We start from the raw sequence: 15,166 nt of genomic DNA on the forward strand, positions 1-15,166 counted from the left end.
TTGCTTTTCCCCGGTTTACTGAATGTTTATCCCCACAGCAACATAATCAGCGTTAAACTATTCATACTATTTATTCTGGGAGAAAAGATGATGCGCGTACTGGTTGTTGAGGATAACGCATTGCTACGCCACCACCTGAAGGTTCAGCTTCAGGAGATGGGACATCAGGTGGATGATGCTGAAGATGCAAAAGAAGCCGATTATTATCTCAATGAACACCTGCCGGACATCGCCATTGTCGATTTAGGCCTGCCTGATGAAGACGGCCTGTCGTTAATTCGTCGCTGGCGCAGCCATGACGTTTCCCTGCCGGTTCTGGTTCTCACCGCCCGCGAAGGCTGGCAGGACAAAGTTGAAGTGCTCAGCGCCGGTGCGGATGATTACGTCACCAAACCGTTTCACATTGAAGAAGTGGCGGCGCGCATGCAGGCGCTGTTACGCCGCAACAGCGGGCTGGCTTCACAGGTTATCTCCATTCCGCCTTTCCAGGTGGATCTCTCCCGTCGCGAGCTGTCGATTAACGATGAAGTGATCAAGCTCACCGCGTTCGAATACACCATTATGGAAACGCTGATCCGTAACAGCGGAAAAGTAGTGAGCAAAGACTCCTTGATGCTCCAACTCTACCCTGACGCTGAGCTGCGCGAGAGTCACACCATAGACGTGCTGATGGGCCGTTTGCGTAAGAAAATTCAGGCGCAGTATCCGCAGGACGTGATTACGACCGTCCGCGGCCAGGGCTACCTGTTCGAATTACGCTAAATGAGACGGATTTTGCGCCACATTCTGCCCCTCTCGCTGCGGGTTCGTTTTTTACTGGCAACGGCCGCGGTGGTGCTAGTGCTATCGCTCTCCTACGGTCTGGTCGCCCTGGTGGGCTACAGCGTCAGCTTCGATAAAACGACCTTTCGACTGTTACGCGGCGAAAGTAATCTGTTTTATACCCTGGCCACATGGGAAGACAACCACATCACCGTTGAAATGCCAGAGAACCTGGATCAACAGAGTCCTACTTTAGCCCTGATTTACAATGAAAAGGGAAAGTTGCTTTGGGCGCAACGCGATATTCCGTGGCTGGCGAAAAGCATTCGTCCGGAGTGGCTCAAAACCAACGGGTTTCATGAGATAGAAGCCGATCTCAATACCACCAGCACGCTGATTCGCGAAGATCGCTCGATGCAGCAAAAGCTCAATGAAATCCGGGCTGACGATGCCGAGACGGAAATGACGCACTCGGTGGCGATCAATATCTACCCGGCGACCATGAACATGCCGCAGTTAACCATTGTGGTGATCGACACCATTCCGGTTGAGCTAAAACGTTCCTATAAGGTCTGGGGCTGGTTCGTTTATGTTCTGGCCGCAAACCTGCTGCTGGTGATCCCGCTGCTTTGGGTGGCGGCGTGGTGGAGCTTGCGCCCTATTGAGTCCCTGGCGCGAGAGGTGCGCGAGCTTGAGGAACATCATCGTGAAAAGCTCAATCCGGAAACCACCCGTGAGCTGACCAGTCTGGTGCGTAACCTCAATCGCCTGCTGAAAAGCGAGCGTGAACGCTATGATAAGTACCGTACGACCCTGACCGACCTCACCCACAGCCTGAAAACGCCGCTGGCCGTAATGCAAAGCACCCTGCGTTCCATGCGCAGCTCAAGGCTGAGCGTCGACGATGCCGAGCCGGTGATGCTGGAACAAATCAGCCGAATCTCGCAGCAAATTGGCTACTATCTGCACCGCGCCAGCATGCGTTCCGGCAGCGCGCTCCTGAGCCGCGAACTGCACCCGGTGGCCCCGCTGCTGGATAATCTCACGTCCGCACTTAACAAGGTGTATCAACGTAAAGGGGTCAACATCAGCCTCGATATTTCGCCTGAAATTAGCTTTGTTGGCGAAAAAAATGACTTTATGGAAGTGATGGGGAACCTGCTGGATAACGCCTGTAAATACTGCCTGGAGTTTGTTGAAGTATCGGCGCGCCAGACGGATAACGAGTTACACATTATCGTTGAGGATGATGGCCCCGGGATCCCGCTTAATAAACGTGATGTGGTGTTCGATCGCGGTCAGCGAGCGGATACGCTGCGCCCCGGTCAGGGCGTGGGTTTAGCCGTCGCCCGCGAGATTGTCGACCAGTATGACGGAAAAATCGAAACCAGCGAAAGCTTGCTCGGCGGGGCCAGAATGGAAGTGATTTTTGGTCGTCAGCAGCCCACATCGGATGATAGTTAACCCGTTATGTGAAAAATGCGAGGATCTCGCAGCCGGGGGGCTGAGCTTCCGTTATAATCCGAGTCAGTAAGAGCCTGCGGATAAAAAAATATGGATTATCACTTAACACTTAACTGGCCCGAGTTTATTGAACGTTACTGGCAAAAGCGCCCGGTGGTTCTGAAACGCGGGTTCAGCAACTTTGTCGACCCTATCTCACCTGACGAGCTGGCCGGTCTGGCCATGGAAAACGAAGTCGACAGCCGTCTGGTCAGCCACCAGGACGGGAAATGGCAGGTCAGCCACGGTCCTTTCGAAAGCTACGATCATCTCGGCGAAAGCAACTGGTCGCTGCTGGTGCAGGCGGTTAACCACTGGCACGAGCCGACTGCCGCGCTAATGCGCCCGTTCCGCGCCCTGCCAGACTGGCGAATGGACGATCTGATGATCTCCTTCTCCGTACCTGGCGGCGGCGTGGGTCCGCATCTGGACCAGTACGACGTGTTTATCATTCAGGGCACGGGCCGCCGCCGCTGGCGCGTGGGCGAAAAAGTGCCGATGAAGCAGCACTGCCCGCACCCGGATCTGCTTCAGGTGGATCCGTTCGAAGGCATTATCGACGAAGAGCTGGAGCCAGGCGATATTCTCTACATTCCGCCAGGATTCCCTCACGAAGGTTACTCCCTGGAGAACTCACTGAACTACTCTGTCGGGTTCCGCGCGCCGAGCGGCCGCGAAATGATCAGCGGCTTTGCCGACTATGTCCTGCAGCGCGAGCTGGGAAGCTATCGCTACAGCGATCCGGATGTGCCTGCGCGCGAGCATCCGGCAGACATCGTGCCAGAAGAGCTGGATAAGCTGCGCGGCATGATGCTGGATCTGATCAACGAGCCGGAACATTTCAGGCAGTGGTTTGGCGAATTTATTAGCCAGTCACGTCACGAGCTGGACGTTGCACCGCCGGAGCCGCCGTATCAGGCAGATGAGATCTATGATGCGCTGCAGCAGGGTGACAAGCTGGTTCGTCTGGGCGGATTACGCGTGCTGCGCATTGGTGAAGAGGTCTTCGTCAACGGTGAGAAGCTCGACTCCCCGCACCGTCCGGCGCTGGAAGCCATTGCCAGCCATATGGTACTGACTGCAGAAACCTTTGGCGACGCGCTGGAAGACCCATCCTTCCTCGCGATGCTGGCCGCGCTGGTCAACAGCGGGTACTGGTTCTTTGAGGACTGAGTTGTGACAATGCCCGGTGGCGCTGCGCCACCGGGCATTTTTTTAGCGTTTAGCGGTTAACTCGGCTATGCGCACAATCACCTTCACCGCCTTTTCCATCCCTTCCAGCGTCACAAACTCATGCTTACCGTGGTAGTTATAGCCCCCGGTAAACAGGTTCGGGCACGGTAGCCCCATAAACGATAGCTGCGAACCGTCAGTTCCGCCGCGAATCGGTTTTAAGACCGGTTCAATATCGCAGTCTCGCATCGCCTGCTGGGCGATATCCAGAATGTGCGGATGGGCCATCACCTTGTCGCGCATATTGTAATAGCTGTCTTCAATGATCAGCTCAATATAGCAGTCAGGATGCAATCCCTTCCCAACCTTCTTGGCGATCTCCATCATTTTGCGCTTGCGCGCCTCAAAAGCTTTACGGTCAAAATCGCGGATGATGTAGTGCATCTGCGCGCTGTCCACGGTGCCTTTGATGCTGGTGAGGTGATAAAAGCCCTCGTACCCCTCTGTCTGTTCAGGGCTCTCTTCCGCCGGGACTTCCGCATGAATACGCGACGCCAGCGACAGCGCGTTCACCATCACCCCTTTGGCAGACCCTGGGTGAACGTTGTTTCCGACAATTTTTATGGTCACCGACGCCGCGTTGAAGTTTTCATACTCCAGCTCGCCCACGCCACCGCCGTCGACGGTATACGCCCACTGCGCGTTAAAAGCGTCCACATCGAAGTGCTTCGCGCCCTTACCCACCTCTTCATCTGGGGTAAAAGCAACGCGGATGTCCCCGTGCGGGATGTTTTTACCTTTCAGCACCGCCAGCGCCGTCATGATTTCCGCGATGCCCGCCTTGTCATCCGCCCCCAGCAGCGTTTTACCGTCGGTGGTGATCAGCGTCTGGCCGAGCAGCTGGTGCAGCACCGGGAACATCACCGGAGAGAGCACTTCGTCGCCAATCCCCAGCGCGATATCACCGCCGCGGTAGTTTTCCACGATCTGCGGGTTCACGTGTTTGCCGCTAAAATCAGGTGAGGTATCGACATGAGAAATAAAGCCAATCGCCGGAATATCACCCGGCACATTCGCCGGCAGCGTTCCCATCACAGTGCCTTTTTCGCTTAACGTGACGTTGACCAGCCCCATGGCCTCAAGCTGCTCTTTAAGCAGGTTTAACAACTTCCACTGGCCTTCGGTGCTTGGCACCTGGCGGACACCCGGCTTAGATTGGGTATCCAGCGAAACATACTGTAAAAAACGCTCAAGTAATTTATCCATGCAGTCACCCTCACTTTTTGTGACAACATTATCAGTAAGCATCAAAACGCAAATATTGCGTCAGGTCACTTTTATCCCGCAAACGAGAACTTTTTACGTTTATATCTTTATGCGTTAATAAATGTAGCTTATGAATCAGTGACAAGGATTGGCGATTACGGGGGATTGCCGTAGAATGTCCGCCCTCATTACGAGTCACCAAGGTGGTTACACACAAACCCCGCTTCAGTCTGCTGCCTGAGGCGTCTATATGGGACAGCGCAAAAATTGAATACACAATCCCGTTCTCGTTCACCGCTGGTGCAACTGGAACGAATTCGTAAAAGCTTTGATGGCAAAGACGTCATTTCCGACCTCAACCTGACCATCAATGATGGTGAGTTTCTTACGCTGCTTGGCCCTTCCGGCTGCGGCAAAACCACCGTACTGCGCCTTATCGCCGGGCTGGAAAGCGTTGATAATGGCCGCATCCATCTTGAGAACCAGGACATAACCCAGGTTCCTGCCGAAGATCGCCACGTCAATACCGTTTTTCAGAGCTACGCCCTGTTCCCGCACATGACCGTGTTTGAGAACGTGGCGTTTGGCCTGCGGATGCAAAAAACCCCGGCTAATGAGATCGAACCGCGCGTCACCGAAGCCCTGCGCATGGTTCAGCTGGAGACGTTTGCCCAGCGAATGCCTCACCAGCTCTCCGGCGGTCAGCAGCAGCGCGTGGCCATTGCCCGCGCGGTCGTCAATAAACCGCGCCTGCTTCTGCTGGATGAATCCCTCTCCGCGCTGGATTACAAGCTGCGCAAGCAGATGCAGAACGAGTTGAAAGCGCTACAGCGCAAGCTCGGTATCACCTTTGTCTTCGTCACCCACGATCAGGAAGAGGCGCTGACCATGTCAGACCGTATCGTGGTAATGCGTGACGGTAAGATTGAACAGGACGGTACGCCGCGTGAAATATACGAAGAGCCGAAAAACCTGTTTGTCGCCAGCTTTATTGGCGAGATCAATATCTTCAACGCCACCGTACTTGAGCGCCTGGATGCACAGCGCGTTCGCGCGAACGTCGAGGGACGCGACTGCATTATCACCGTGAACTTTGCCGTCGAGAAAGGACAAAAACTCAACGTCCTGCTGCGCCCGGAAGATCTCCGCGTTGATGAGATCCACGACACGGCCGACGTCGAAGGTCTGATCGGTTACGTTCGCGAACGTAACTATAAAGGGATGACCCTCGAGTCCGTTGTGGAACTGGAGAACGGCAAAATGGTGATGGTCAGCGAATTCTTTAACGAAGACGATCCTGACTTTGACCACTCTCTTGACCAGAAAATGGTTATCAACTGGGTAGAAAGCTGGGAGGTTGTGCTGGCTGATGAAGAACACAAGTAAGTTCCAGAAGGTGGTCATTGCCACTATCGTCGGTTGGCTTGTGTTATTTGTCTTTTTACCCAACCTGATGATCATCGCCACCAGCTTCCTGACCCGCGACGATGCAAACTTCGTTTCGCTGGTCTTTACGCTGGACAACTACGCGCGCCTGCTCGATCCGCTCTATTTCGACGTGCTGTTGCACTCGCTCAATATGGCGCTGATTGCCACCGTGGCCTGCCTGCTGCTGGGGTACCCTTTCGCATGGTTCCTGGCGGGACTGCCGCAAAAGGTGCGCCCGCTGCTGCTGTTTCTACTGATTGTGCCGTTCTGGACCAACTCGCTGATTCGCATCTACGGGCTGAAAATCTTCCTCAGCACCAAAGGCTACCTCAACGCGTTTCTGCTGTGGCTGGGCGTGATTGATACGCCAGTGCGCATCATGTTTACCCCAGGTGCGGTAATCATTGGCCTGGTCTATATCCTGCTGCCGTTTATGGTGATGCCGCTCTACTCCAGCATTGAGAAGCTCGATAAACCGCTGCTGGAAGCGGCAAAAGATCTGGGGGCCAGCAAGCTGCAGACCTTTATCCGCATTATCATTCCGCTGACCATGCCCGGTATTATTGCGGGCTGTCTGCTGGTGATGCTCCCGGCGATGGGCCTGTTCTACGTGTCTGACCTGATGGGCGGGGCGAAAAACCTGCTGATTGGGAACGTGATCAAGAGTCAGTTCCTGAACATCCGCGATTGGCCGTTCGGCTCCGCGACCAGCATTACGCTCACGGTGGTGATGGGGCTGATGCTGCTGGTCTACTGGCGCGCTTCTCGCCTGCTCAACAAGAAGGTGGAACTCGAATGATCGGTCGACTGCTTCGCGGCGGTTTTATGACCGCCATTTACGCTTACCTTTATATCCCGATTATCATTTTGATCGTGAACTCGTTTAACAGCTCGCGGTTCGGGATCAACTGGCAGGGGTTTACCACCAACTGGTACAGCCTGCTGATGAACAATGACAGCCTGCTGCAGGCCGCACAGCACTCGCTGACGATGGCGATCGTTTCCGCCACCTTCGCCACGCTGATTGGCTCGCTGACCGCCGTGGCGCTGTATCGCTACCGTTTTCGCGGCAAGCCGTTCGTCAGCGGCATGCTGTTTGTAGTGATGATGTCGCCGGACATCGTGATGGCGATTTCGCTGCTGGTGCTGTTTATGCTGCTGGGCGTACAGCTTGGTTTCTGGTCACTGCTGTTTTCCCATATCACCTTCTGCCTGCCGTTTGTTGTGGTCACCGTCTACGCGCGTCTGAAAGGGTTCGACGTGCGCATGCTGGAAGCGGCGAAAGATCTGGGTGCCAGCGAGACGATCATCCTGCGCAAAATCATCCTGCCGCTGGCGATGCCTGCCGTCGCCGCCGGATGGCTGCTCAGCTTTACCCTGTCGATGGATGACGTCGTGGTTTCCTCCTTCGTGACCGGGCCGAGCTACGAAATTCTGCCGTTGAAGATCTATTCGATGGTAAAAGTTGGCGTCTCACCGGAGGTGAACGCGCTGGCGACCATACTGCTGCTGTTTTCGCTGGTTCTGGTGATCGCCAGCCAGGTTCTTGCTCGTGATAAAACAAAATCTCAGGGGACAATGAAATGAAAAAAATGCTCGCCGCTGCGGCGCTGGTGCTTGGCATGGGTGCCGCGCACGCTGATGACAGCAAAACGCTCTACTTCTACAACTGGACGGAATACGTGCCGCCGGGCCTGCTGGAGCAGTTCACAAAGGAGACGGGCATCAAGGTGATCTACTCGACCTACGAGTCAAATGAAACCATGTACGCCAAGCTCAAAACCTACAAGGACGGCGCCTACGATCTGGTCGTTCCTTCCACCTACTTTGTCGACAAAATGCGCAAAGAGGGCATGATCCAGAAGATCGACAAAACGAAGCTAACTAATTTTTCAAACCTCGATCCTGAGATGCTCAACAAGCCGTTCGACCCGAATAACGACTACTCCATTCCGTACATCTGGGGCGCGACGGCGATTGGCGTGAACAGCGAGGCCATCGATCCGAAAACGGTCACCGGCTGGGCGGATCTGTGGAAACCGGAATACAAAGGCAGCCTGCTGTTAACCGACGACGCGCGTGAAGTGTTCCAGATCGCGCTGCGTAAGCTTGGCTATTCCGGTAACACCACCGATCCGAAAGAGATCGACGCGGCTTACAACGAGCTGAAAAAGCTGATGCCTAACGTGGCGGCATTCAACTCTGATAACCCGGCAAACCCGTATATGGAAGGCGAAGTAAACCTGGGGATGGTGTGGAACGGCTCTGCGTATGTTGCCCGCCAGGCCGGGACGCCGCTGGAGGTGGTCTGGCCGAAGGAAGGCGGGATCTTCTGGATGGATAGCCTCGCGATCCCGGCCAACGCGAAGAACGTGGACGGTGCGCTGAAGCTGATTAATTTCCTGCTGCGTCCGGACGTGGCGAAACAGGTAGCCGAGACGATTGGCTACCCGACGCCAAACCTGGCCGCCCGCAAGCTGCTGAAGCCTGACGTGGCTAACGATAAGTCACTCTATCCGGATGCCGAAACCATCAGCAAAGGAGAATGGCAGAACGATGTAGGCGACGCGAGCCGCCTTTACGAAGAGTATTATCAGAAGTTAAAAGCAGGTCGTTAATCCAATACATAACGGGCGACGCAACGTCGCCCGTTACTCTTACAGCCCCTTCAGAAGCTTATCTACAAACGCTGGCACCACCTCGCTCGCCAGGCCATATTGCTTCTCTTCAAACTCGCTGCCCACCTGGCTCGGCTCCAGATTGAGCTCCACCGTATGCGCCCCGTGCAGTCGCGCTTCGTGAACAAACCCCGCCGCCGGGTAAACGTGCCCTGATGTGCCAATAGCGATAAACACGTCAGCCATCGCCAGCGCGCTGTAGATCTCATCCATCCCCAGCGGCATTTCGCCAAACCAGACCACGTGCGGACGCAGGCGCGACGGGAACTGGCAGCAGTGGCACTTGTCCTCTGGCAGCACGTCCTCTTTCCAGTCCAGCACCTGGCCGCTCCAGGCGCAGCGAATCTTGAGCAGCTCACCGTGCATGTGGATGATGTTCTTGTTACCGGCCCGCTCGTGCAGGTTGTCGATATTCTGCGTCACCAGCAGAAAGCGGTCCCCGAGCGCCTCTTCCAGCTTCGCCAGCGCCAGATGCGCCGCGTTCGGCGCAATCTCAGGCTGCTGAAGCTGCCGACGGCGAGCGTTGTAAAACGCCTGCACGAGATCCGGATCGCGGGCAAAGCCTTCCGGCGTCGCCACGTCCTCGACGCGGTGCTCTTCCCACAGCCCGTCTGCCGCACGGAAGGTTTGAATTCCTGACTCGGCGGAGATCCCCGCCCCGGTCAGTACCACCACTCTGGGTTTATCCATCGCTTCTGGCATGATTCTGTCTCTGAAAAAGATCCGCTGGCGCAAGCGCTCTCGTAAGCGGCGTTTGTTTTTGCGAAAACGGCTGAGTCGACCCTGGCGACGCGACAGCATAAAGACCTCGTAAACTAATCGGTGAGATGAAGGAATGCGGCTCCGCGCATGCCTCCCGCGTCCCCGTGTCGCGCGCGTTCAATGCGCGGCACGCGGGCGACCGGCAATAAATGTCGGGGCAGACGCCCGGACAACCGTTCCGTAATCGCAGTAAAGTTTGACAGCCCTCCCCCGATCACCAGCAGATCCGGGTCGACGATGGTGAGAATATTTCCCAGACACACCGCCAGCAGATCCAGATAGCGCTCGACGTGCTCATGCGCCTGCGCATCCCCCTGCTCCCACAGGGTAATGATTTGAGGGGCCTCAAGTTTCTGATGATAGAAGTGTTCGTAAAGCCATGCAAACCCGCGTCCTGAGAGATAGTTCTCGATACAGCCGTGCTGGCCGCAGCCGCAGCGGGTCAGCGGGAAGTCACGCCCCACCACCTCCAGCGCATCCACCGGGAGACGGATATGACCAAACTCCCCGGTGATGTAGCTGCGCCCGGTAATCGGCTTGCCGTTGATGACAATCCCCCCGCCTACGCCGGTACCGAGGATCAGCCCCATCACCAGCGGATAGCGACGGAATTCATCGTCCCAGGCTTCAGAGAGGGCAAAGCAGTTGGCATCGTTATCTAAACGCACGTCGCGTTCAAGGAGGGCCGAGAGGTCGGCGCGGAGCGGTTTACCGCTGGCGGCAGGCACGTTGGCGGCATACAGCGTGCCATCATCGGTTTCCGGCATCCCCGGAATACCGATGCCGACGCTGCCTTTCACGCCAAAGCGTTCATCCGCCTGCGCCACCAGCGCAGTAATGGCGGTTAAAAATTCATCGTAGCTTTCGCGCGGCGTGGGAACGCGGGTTTCCCACTGCAGTTTGAGGTCTTTATCAAACACGCCGAGCGCAATCTTGGTGCCGCCAATATCAAATCCATAATACATAACGCATTCCTCTTTCTGACATAGCGGCCTCAGGACCGCTACACCATGACGTAATTACTGGCCACTTAATACCCTCGCCGGATCAATTCGGCTTGCGCGACGCGCCGGATACCAGCTTGCCAGCAGACTCAGTAAAAGTGCTGTAACCAGCACATAAAAAACGTCCAGCCAGTGCAGTTCAGACGGCAGGAAGTCAATAAAATAGATGTCACCGGACAGGAACTGGTGACCAATAAGCTTTTCAATGCCGTTGATAATCGGCGTCAGCTGCAGAGAAACCACCACGCCAATTACCACGCCGCAAAGGCTGCCGAACAGCCCTGCCAGCAAACCGTACCAGACAAAGATGGCGCGAATAAGACCGTCTTTTGCCCCAAGGGTACGCAACACGGCGATGTCGCCGCTCTTGTCCTTAACCGCCATTACCAGCGTCGAGACGATATTAAAGCACGCCACGCCTATCACCAGCACCATAGCCAGATACATGATCGCACGGATCATCTGGATATCACGGTACATATACCCGTAAGTGCCGATCCAGCTTTTGATGTAGACATAGTTATTGGTGACGCTGCCGGCATCACGCACCAGTTTGTTGGCGTTAAAGACGTCGTTCACCTTAATGGCAATGCCCGTCACGCTGTCGCCCATGTCGAGATACTGGCGTGCATCCTCCATCGGCACCATCGCAAAGCTGTGGTCAAGCTGACCGCTCAGCTGAAGAATACCGGTAACGTGCAGGCGCACGCGTTTTGGCTGCTGCAGTTTGTGATCGGCACTGGCGTTCGGGATCATGATTGACACCCAGTCGCCCTGCTTCACCTTCAGGGCATCGGCAACGCCTTTACCCATAATGATCTGCTGCTCGCCGGCCTTAAAGTTCGGCCACGCGCCGTTCTGAACATATTTCGGCAGCGCGCTGAGCCGCTCCTCCTGGGCCGGGTTGACCCCTTTCACCTGGATGGCGCGCAGATTTACCCCGCTCTCCACCAGTCCGGTAAAATTAATGTATGGCGCGGCCGCGGCAATGCCCGGCACTTTTTCCACTTTGGCGAGCGCATCGCTCCAGTTGGCCCACGGCTGGTTAACCGGCTCAATCTCCCCGTGCGGCACCACCGCCAGAATGCGGTTATTCAGCTCGCGCTCGAAGCCGTTCATGGCGCTTAAGCCGACAATCAGGACCGCCACGCCCAGCGCAATTCCGATGGTGGATATCACGGAGATCAGCGACACCATACCGCCGCGACGGCGGCCGCGGCTAAAGCGTAACCCGATGAGTAACGATAACGGTGACGCCATTACTCTGCCCCCATCAGGGTCAGTTCCGCATTCAGATGGCCGTCGCGCATCTCAAGCTGGCGACCCATGCGTTTTGCCAGCTGCAGATCGTGGGTCACCACCAGAAACGCGGTTCCCTGCGAGGCGTTTAGCTCGCCGAGAAGCTGGAAGATACTGTCCGCATTGCGCGCGTCGAGGTTACCGGTAGGCTCATCCGCCAGCACCAGACGCGGGTTGTTGACCAGCGCACGGGCAATTGCCACGCGCTGGCGCTCGCCGCCGGACAGCTCCGACGGACGGTGGTTTCCGCGATGGCCCAGCCCTACCGCTTTCAGCATGTCGCTGGCGCGGGCGTTAATCTCTGCCGGTTTCTTTTTGCCAATCAGCAGCGGCATCGCCACGTTTTCCAGCGCCGTGAAATCCGGCAGCAGGTGGTGGAATTGGTAGATAAAGCCCAGCTCGCGGTTACGTAGCTCGGCCTTCGCCGCAGAGGACATTTTGCTCATCGGCTGACCGGAGAAGATCACGTCGCCGTTGGTTGGCGTGTCCAGCCCGCCCAGCAGGTGCAGCAGCGTACTTTTGCCCGAGCCGGAGCTGCCGACAATCGCCATCATCTCGCCCTCGCCCACGCTGAAGCTCACATTGTGCAGCACGTCAGTCTGCACAGTGCCTTCCTGATAGCGTTTGGACAGGTTGTCGCATTGCAACAGGATCTTATTCATAACGTAAAGCCTCAGCGGGTTGAGTGGCGGCAGCGCGCCAGGAAGGATAAAGCGTAGAAAGCAGCGCAATGGCCATCGCGGCCAGCGCAATTCCGACCACCTGCAGCGGCTCGATAGCCACCGGCAGCGCCGCGCCGTCAAGCAGCGCGCCGATGATCGGCATTAAGTTATTAAGCTGGCTGGCAAGCAGTGCGCCGAGCACGGCGCCCAGCAGCGCGCCGATAATGCCTGCACTGGCCCCCTGCACCATAAAGACCGCCATGATCTGGCGCGGCGTCAGACCCTGGGTTTGCAGGATGGCGACTTCGCCCTGCTTCTCCATCACCATCAGGCCCAGCGAGGTGATGATGTTAAATGCAGCCACGGCGACGATCAGGCTCAGCAGCAGCCCCATCATGTTTTTTTCCATACGCACGGCCTGGAACAGCTCGCCTTTACGCTCGCGCCAGTCCTGCCATTTGGTGCCGTCCGGCAGTTTTTGCTGGCTGAGGGTATCGACCTTCAGGGGCTGATCGAGCCACAGGCGCCAGCCGGTGATATTTCCCGCCGGGTAGCGCATCAGGCGTGACGCATCCTGAATATTCACCAGCATCTGATAGCCGTCAACTTCGCTGTTGGCGGCAAAAGTACCAATCACGTTAAACAGGCGCTGGCTCGGCAGGCGACCCATTGGCGTAAACTGGCTGGCGGACGGCACCATCACGCGCAGCTGATCGCCACGGTTGACGCCAAGCTGCCCGGCAAGCTGCTCACCCAGAATCACGTTGTATTTTCCGGCTTCCAGATCGGTTTGCTTCACGTTAACCAGGAACGGCGTCAGCGGGTCTTTTTGCGCTGGGTCAATCCCCAGCATCACGCCGACCGCCACGCTGCGGGCGCTTTGCAGCACCACATCGCCAGTGGTTAAGGGCGCAACGCGCGTGACGCCCTGTAACTTCGCCGCGCTTTCCGGCAGCTGTTGCGGGTTAACGGAACCGTTATTCGATGAGAGAACGGCCTGCGGCATCAGCCCCAGGATGTTGTTTTGCAGCTCGCGCTCGAAGCCATTCATGACGGAAAGCACCGTCACCAGAGCCATCACGCCGAGCGTAATGCCAATAGTCGAAAGCCAGGAGACAAAGCGACCGAAGCGGTCCGCGGCGCGCCCACGCATGTAACGTAAGCCTATGAAGAGTGCGACAGGTTGATACATGAAGTCCGTCTGTTTGCTGATAGCAGACCCACGAGTATATAAGCGAATCCGTTAAGGGTAAATGACTGAAACCGTAAGCTTTGGTAATCATTTTTCCGAAAAACTCAGATAAATCAGGGTGGTACTTTCCATTTCCCCTCTGCACAGTCTCCACCTTTTCCGAAAAACGTCCCGATACAGACAGTTACCCGTTACATCTCTCTGTCGTTTTAGAACAATTGCCCCTACGTTTATGGCAAAACTGGTATGGGTTACCAATGAAACAAAAAGCATTATGGATTAATCAGATAAAAGGGCTGTGCATCTGTCTGGTGGTGATTTACCACTCGGTCATCACCTTTTATCCTCATCTCAGCGGGCTACAGCATCCGCTCTCCGGTCTCCTCGCCAAATGCTGGGTCTATTTTAACCTCTATCTCGCCCCGTTCCGGATGCCGGTTTTCTTCTTTATCTCCGGCTATCTGATCCGTCGTTATATTGATGAGGTAGACTGGCGCACCAGCCTCGACAAGCGGATCTGGAGCATTGTCTGGGTTCTGGCGCTGTGGGGGATCCTGCAATGGCAGGCGCTGACCCACCTGAACGCCTGGCTGGCGCCCGATCGCGAGCTTGCCACCTCGTCGAACGCGGCCTACGCCGATTCCCTGGCAGGATTTGTGCGGGGCATGCTCACCGCCAGCACCAGCCTGTGGTATCTGTATGCTCTGGTGGTCTACTTCACGCTGTGTAAACTGCTGAGCCGCTGGAAGCTGCCGATACTCGGACTGCTGGCGCTGGCGAGCATCGCGATCAACTTCCTGCCGCTGCCGTGGTGGGGAATGAACAGCGTGGTACGCAACATGATCTACTACAGCCTGGGGGCGTGGTATGGCGCCGAGCTGATGGCGTGGATGAAAAGCTTCAACCTGCGCCGCACCTGGCTGGCTACTGGCGCTTTCGCGGCCGTCTCCGTGGTGCTGTGGTTTGCTAACGTTCCTCTCCTGCTTTCTCTGCTGTCGATCGTGTTGATCATGAAGCTGTTCTACAGCCTTGAGCAGCGTTATGCCGTACATCCCAACAACCTCCTGAACGTGATTGGCTCAAACACCATTGCGATCTATACCACCCACCGCATCTTAATTGAGGCCTTCAGCCTGATCCTGATCGGCGAGATGAATGCCGCTTACTGGCCGGTCTGGGCAGAGCTGTGCTTAATTCTGATCTACCCGTTTGCCAGCCTGCTGATCTGTACCCTTGCCGGGCTTGGGGTGCGTAAAATTTCCACCTCGCTGTTCGGGGACCTTTTCTTCTCTCCTCCGTCTACGCGGAGCCTGTCACCTGCCACCCGTTAATGCCCTCTCCGCCCCCGTTTTGGGGGCGTTTAGCCCTGCCGTGCGGTTACAATTTGCTTATGTAAAACGATCGAGGATAATAAAGACATTGCGTATCAGTGATATG

The 15,166-nt window shown here is 56.2% G+C and carries 14 protein-coding genes; 8 read left to right on the forward strand and 6 right to left on the reverse strand.

Features of this window, described 5'->3' with window-relative positions; genetic code table 11:
- Nucleotides 1-90: 90 nt before the first annotated feature.
- The 3 genes from phoP (at nucleotide 91) to INF73_RS18440 (ending at nucleotide 3,438) form a co-directional block, all read left to right on the forward strand.
- Nucleotides 91-762: a two-component system response regulator PhoP gene (phoP, locus tag INF73_RS18430; protein WP_025911763.1), complete on the forward strand. Its 672-nt coding sequence runs from the start codon at nucleotides 91-93 to the stop codon at nucleotides 760-762.
- Complete coding sequence (gene phoQ, locus INF73_RS18435; protein WP_045630113.1) at nucleotides 763-2,226, forward strand: two-component system sensor histidine kinase PhoQ; 1,464 nt, start codon at nucleotides 763-765, stop codon at nucleotides 2,224-2,226.
- 90 nt (nucleotides 2,227-2,316) lie between these two features.
- Nucleotides 2,317-3,438 carry a cupin domain-containing protein gene (locus tag INF73_RS18440; protein ID WP_047364295.1) on the forward strand — a complete coding sequence of 374 codons (1,122 nt, stop codon included), beginning with the start codon at nucleotides 2,317-2,319 and terminating at the stop codon, nucleotides 3,436-3,438.
- Between the two features lie 42 nt (nucleotides 3,439-3,480).
- On the opposite strand, the gene pepT is transcribed toward INF73_RS18440, so the two are convergent.
- Nucleotides 3,481-4,704 carry a peptidase T gene (gene pepT / locus INF73_RS18445; RefSeq protein WP_032644861.1) on the reverse strand — a complete coding sequence of 408 codons (1,224 nt, stop codon included), beginning with the start codon at nucleotides 4,702-4,704 and terminating at the stop codon, nucleotides 3,481-3,483.
- Nucleotides 4,705-4,941: 237 nt separating this feature from the next.
- Between pepT and potA the strand changes: the two genes are divergently transcribed.
- From potA to potD, 4 genes are read left to right on the forward strand one after another with little or no spacing between them, the layout of a single operon-like run.
- Nucleotides 4,942-6,090 (forward strand): spermidine/putrescine ABC transporter ATP-binding protein PotA, encoded by a 1,149-nt coding sequence (gene potA, locus INF73_RS18450; RefSeq protein WP_193540727.1) that lies wholly within the window; start codon nucleotides 4,942-4,944, stop codon nucleotides 6,088-6,090.
- Nucleotides 6,074-6,931, forward strand: coding sequence for a spermidine/putrescine ABC transporter permease PotB (gene potB / locus INF73_RS18455; RefSeq protein WP_041910497.1), 858 nt, complete (start codon nucleotides 6,074-6,076; stop codon nucleotides 6,929-6,931). Before potA ends, potB begins: the two co-directional genes overlap by 17 nt.
- Nucleotides 6,928-7,719, forward strand: a complete 792-nt coding sequence (gene potC / locus INF73_RS18460) for a spermidine/putrescine ABC transporter permease PotC (protein WP_028012744.1) — start codon at nucleotides 6,928-6,930, stop codon at nucleotides 7,717-7,719. The genes potB and potC overlap by 4 nt, the downstream gene beginning before the upstream one ends.
- On the forward strand, nucleotides 7,716-8,750 hold the full coding sequence (gene potD / locus INF73_RS18465) for a spermidine/putrescine ABC transporter substrate-binding protein PotD (protein ID WP_028012743.1): 1,035 nt from the start codon (nucleotides 7,716-7,718) through the stop codon (nucleotides 8,748-8,750). The genes potC and potD overlap by 4 nt, the downstream gene beginning before the upstream one ends.
- A 39-nt stretch (nucleotides 8,751-8,789) precedes the next feature.
- Here the strand turns inward: potD and cobB are convergent, their stop codons facing one another.
- The 5 genes from cobB to lolC are packed head-to-tail and all read right to left on the reverse strand — an operon-like array spanning nucleotide 8,790 to nucleotide 13,729.
- Nucleotides 8,790-9,611 (reverse strand): Sir2 family NAD+-dependent deacetylase, encoded by an 822-nt coding sequence (gene cobB / locus INF73_RS18470; RefSeq protein ID WP_193540675.1) that lies wholly within the window; start codon nucleotides 9,609-9,611, stop codon nucleotides 8,790-8,792.
- A gap of 14 nt (nucleotides 9,612-9,625) precedes the next feature.
- A complete protein-coding gene (gene nagK / locus INF73_RS18475; protein WP_193540673.1) occupies nucleotides 9,626-10,537 on the reverse strand; it encodes an N-acetylglucosamine kinase in 912 nt (303 codons plus the stop codon).
- A gap of 54 nt (nucleotides 10,538-10,591) precedes the next feature.
- Nucleotides 10,592-11,836 (reverse strand): lipoprotein-releasing ABC transporter permease subunit LolE, encoded by a 1,245-nt coding sequence (lolE, locus tag INF73_RS18480; RefSeq protein ID WP_193540671.1) that lies wholly within the window; start codon nucleotides 11,834-11,836, stop codon nucleotides 10,592-10,594.
- The gene (lolD, locus tag INF73_RS18485) at nucleotides 11,836-12,537 is read right to left on the reverse strand and encodes a lipoprotein-releasing ABC transporter ATP-binding protein LolD (protein ID WP_008500772.1); all 702 of its coding nucleotides are present in this window, start codon (nucleotides 12,535-12,537) and stop codon (nucleotides 11,836-11,838) included. The genes lolE and lolD overlap by 1 nt, the downstream gene beginning before the upstream one ends.
- Nucleotides 12,530-13,729 (reverse strand): lipoprotein-releasing ABC transporter permease subunit LolC, encoded by a 1,200-nt coding sequence (gene lolC / locus INF73_RS18490; RefSeq protein ID WP_028012739.1) that lies wholly within the window; start codon nucleotides 13,727-13,729, stop codon nucleotides 12,530-12,532. The genes lolD and lolC overlap by 8 nt, the downstream gene beginning before the upstream one ends.
- 257 nt (nucleotides 13,730-13,986) lie before the next feature.
- Here lolC and INF73_RS18495 point away from each other — a divergent pair, with 257 nt between their 5' ends.
- Nucleotides 13,987-15,060 carry an acyltransferase family protein gene (locus tag INF73_RS18495; RefSeq protein ID WP_193540670.1) on the forward strand — a complete coding sequence of 358 codons (1,074 nt, stop codon included), beginning with the start codon at nucleotides 13,987-13,989 and terminating at the stop codon, nucleotides 15,058-15,060.
- The last annotated feature ends 106 nt before the right edge of the window (nucleotides 15,061-15,166 follow it).

Origin of the sequence: Enterobacter cloacae complex sp. P6RS, from assembly GCF_014982245.1 — a bacterium.
GTDB classification, from domain to species: Bacteria; Pseudomonadota; Gammaproteobacteria; order Enterobacterales; family Enterobacteriaceae; genus Enterobacter; species Enterobacter bugandensis.